Below are 3,256 nucleotides of genomic sequence, written 5' to 3'. Positions count from 1 at the left end.
ACCCATCGGTATTGAACCGGATAGCGTTGCCTGTTGACCAGCCGCTGCCCCAACCATCGGCTTTCAAGGTGAAATAAGGCACTCCCGCTTCCGGGTTAATTGGAGCGGTATCCGTTGTTGTGCTGCCATTGGCTATGATCCCGAGCTTTTCCTCTACAATCTGGAAGGCAGTAGTGCTGGTAAAAATGATCGCCCACTTGCCGTATATGGCTCCCTTGTTGGTCACCTCTACCGGATAGTTGATGGTGTTGTATTGGGCCGTTGTCTGGTCTCCAACCCGGTTATCCGTCCAGTTTGGATCGCCGTTATCCCATACCTTCTGGCTGAAAAAGTTTTTTACTCTGGCCTGAAGATCGCCATAGACCACCGCACTGCCCACCGTGGTTTCGGAGGCGGGTAAATCCCAAGGCACCGGGGAGATAATAGACAGATCGCCATTAATCTGAACGTCGCTTAAAACGCTCATGTGCTCCACCATAAAAGTCGTCACCAAAGGAGCGCTAATCTGCATTTCCACCTTACGCCGGGTAAAATCTATATATTCCGCTCCAGTGAAATAGGTAAAAGTCTCAACGGAATAATCAACGGCAGTAATACGGATAAACTGGCTGATTTTTTCATCCGGTGTAATCAGCTTATAGACCTCGCCAATTTCAGGAACCGCCCATTCCTCCCGCTGATACCCGACAATAGCTCGTTGTCCTTCCAGCTGATCGCCTACCAGTTCCCATGATGCCTTGATACCAGGAACCACATAACTTTTTATTCTGTCTCTGGCATCGAGGCGCTCATCAGTCTGACTGTCGGTATTGAACAGCAATACCGAGACATTCTTATCCTTGGGAGGCTCGGTCAGGATCAAATGACTGCCGAGATAGATGTCATTGTTATCGGTGCTGATCCCGATAAACGCCTTCCGCAAAGCCACATCACCAATGGTCCGGTCAATCCGGGAAATGTCCTGAAAGAGATTATTAACGTTGCCATCAATGACCTCGTTTCCGGTCACCCGACCGCCACCAGCTTCCTCATCCGTGAGGCGCTGACTTTCGAAGAGTTTTACGTCGCTATTAGTAATAGCCATAACAATTCCTTATGCTTGGTTGACATAAATAAAGAATGAGTTGTGAAAGAGAGGAACTTTTATAAGAAGGTGTGGTCTTAAGCTGTAATTCGACAGTTCAATAATTCAATGGATCAAATCGATCAACTTCCTTCATTCGATGCTTCTTTTTCTTATCTTTGTTGCAGCGCATCAGGTTTAGTAGATCAAGAACAGCAATTTGGTACCACCGAACAGCAGCCTATTTATCAAGGCATACCAGTTCAAGTGCTGAACCCTATTTCTATTTACAATAGCGAACCAGATACATATCAAAATGAAGCTAATCATTCTATTTCATTGAATGAATATAATATTACATCCCTAACAAACTTCGATTCAGAAAACGCTTCTGGAACAGGTATTCCAGAGATACCACAATCCATTCTTGATGAATATGTTCCTTACCAGCCTGATTATGAATCAGTCAAGAATGCATTATTATTAACACCAAGTACTCCCTTTCAGGAGCAAATATCGTGGGACGAGCTTGAAATTAGAGAGCAAACAACAGCGAATCATACAAGCTCAGGTTTACAGTTAACTAATATTCCTGCCGGAATTCATAGTTCACAAGATTTACGGCCAGTTGCTGTCGTTAATCCGTTATGCATGCACCAAGCTACAAGTGATAATCAAACAACCCGGGCAGAAGTTAATGTTGATGGCAGTTCTTCACTTGCCGAACGCGAAAGGGAGCGCCAAAGGGAGCGCCAAAGGGAGCTTCGCAAAGATCCCGCTTACGCCGAGCGCCAAAGGGAGCGCCAAAGGGAGCGCTACCAGACAGATCCCGCTTACGCTGAGCGCAAAAGGGAGCGCCAAAGGGAGCGCAAAAGGAAGCTCTACCAGACAGATCCCACTTACGCCGAACGCGAAAGGGAGCGCCAAAGGGAGCTTCGCAAAGATCCCGCTTACGCCGAGCGCGAAAGGGAGTGCAAAAAAAAGCAGTATCGTCAGTCAGTCAATTCAACTAAAAACTCAGGTGATTTACCACTGACTTCTAATTTAACTGAAACGCCCCAGGGTTCCAGTAAAAATTTAGAAGATACTGTCCCCCCGCTTTTCAGCCGTCAACCTGAAGGAATATTTACAGTCCCGAACGATCCCTCTCAGCCTTAGTGAACGGTCAGCAATCGAAGGGTAAGAAGGTATTGGTTGCTATCGTCCGGGTAGGCAAACGGCATAAGCTGTTGTGCCTCAATGGGAGCCCCGTTAGAGCGGTCAAAAATAACGGAGAACTGCCGGTTATCCGGGAGCTTTAATGTCATTGTTTTACTGACCGCCTTGGAAAGAGTGAACAGGTTTTTTACTGTCAGCCGAGAAACCCAACCGGCCTGACCATTGCCTGAGAGAACGATTGGTCTTCCATGGGTCAATTGTCCCTCCTGCACCAACAAAGCCCCGGTCAGGCTCCGCTCGGTGGTTTGCTCCACCAGGTTCCATTCAAATTCATTGATCCAGAGCAGATCGTCGGGAAGTGTTATGGTATCCAGTTGCATCAGACCGTCCTCATACCAGCATTTTTCAGAGCATCCAGCAGTTTGGTTTCATCCCCCGGTGCAACGACGACATTTACATCACCTCCCGGATATTCCAGCCGGATAATACGCTGCGGGGTTTGTGAAGCGGTGCTTTGAGCAGGAAGGTTTGTACTCCCTTGACTCTCTCTGAGGGCTTGCGTTCTCTCATTATTAGCTTGCCGCCTCCGCTCATTGTAAATCTGCTCGCTGATCCGCAGGGCTGAGGTAATATTCCTGATCGCCTCCTGATCCCCATTTGCGATGGCCTCGGCCTGTTGCGCCCGCAAATCATTACGCTGATTTTGATAACGGCGCTGCTCAATATCCGATTGTCTGCCCTGCAATTCATCCAGTTCATCTTGCAGGCTGTTGAGGGTATTGCGGGAACTGTCGCCTAAGCGGGCCATGTTTTGTTTGGCTGAAACAATGGCGTTATTGAGCCGGTCTAAATCCGTTTGATTGAGCAGGCTCATGGTTTGTGCGGCATCTTCGGCCTCATGGACAAATTTTCTGGCATTGATCTCGCCCTGTTCATAGCTTTCAAACAGCTGTTCAAGGGCAATTCTCTGCTCTAAAAATTGTTTTTTCACATAAGCGGCAGCGGTTGATGTTTGATTGAGCCAGCGACCAATGC

The 3,256-nt window shown here is 47.8% G+C and carries 2 protein-coding genes and 2 pseudogenes; 1 reads left to right on the top strand and 3 read right to left on the bottom strand.

Going from position 1 to position 3,256, the window contains the following annotated elements; all coding sequences use genetic code 11:
• Positions 1-1,084, bottom strand: a pseudogene (locus tag J7439_RS25120) (hypothetical protein); the annotation flags it as partial.
• Positions 1,085-1,714: 630 nt separating this feature from the next.
• Between J7439_RS25120 and J7439_RS25115 the strand changes: the two are divergent.
• Positions 1,715-2,221: a hypothetical protein gene (locus J7439_RS25115; RefSeq protein ID WP_209204793.1), complete on the top strand. Its 507-nt coding sequence runs from the start codon at positions 1,715-1,717 to the stop codon at positions 2,219-2,221.
• Here J7439_RS25115 and J7439_RS25110 read toward each other — a convergent pair.
• Both J7439_RS25110 and J7439_RS25105 read right to left on the bottom strand, forming a co-directional pair.
• Positions 2,218-2,601, bottom strand: a complete 384-nt coding sequence (locus J7439_RS25110) for a hypothetical protein (protein WP_209204792.1) — start codon at positions 2,599-2,601, stop codon at positions 2,218-2,220. The genes J7439_RS25115 and J7439_RS25110 overlap by 4 nt on opposite strands.
• A pseudogene (locus J7439_RS25105) lies at positions 2,601-3,256 on the bottom strand (hypothetical protein); the annotation flags it as partial. The pseudogene J7439_RS25105 and the gene J7439_RS25110, both read right to left, overlap by 1 nt.

Origin of the sequence: Salinisphaera sp. G21_0 (assembly GCF_017744115.1) — a bacterium.
GTDB lineage: Bacteria > Pseudomonadota > Gammaproteobacteria > Pseudomonadales > Endozoicomonadaceae > Endozoicomonas.
The sequence above is the reverse complement of the archived record's forward strand: the minus strand, read 5'-3'. Positions and strand labels throughout refer to the sequence as shown.

Coding starts and splice junctions, on each gene's coding strand:
- J7439_RS25115 (WP_209204793.1), top strand. CDS start 1,715: ATGCACCAAGCTACAAGTGATAATCAAACAACCCGGGCAGAAGTTAAT.
- J7439_RS25110 (WP_209204792.1), bottom strand. CDS start 2,601: ATGCAACTGGATACCATAACACTTCCCGACGATCTGCTCTGGATCAAT.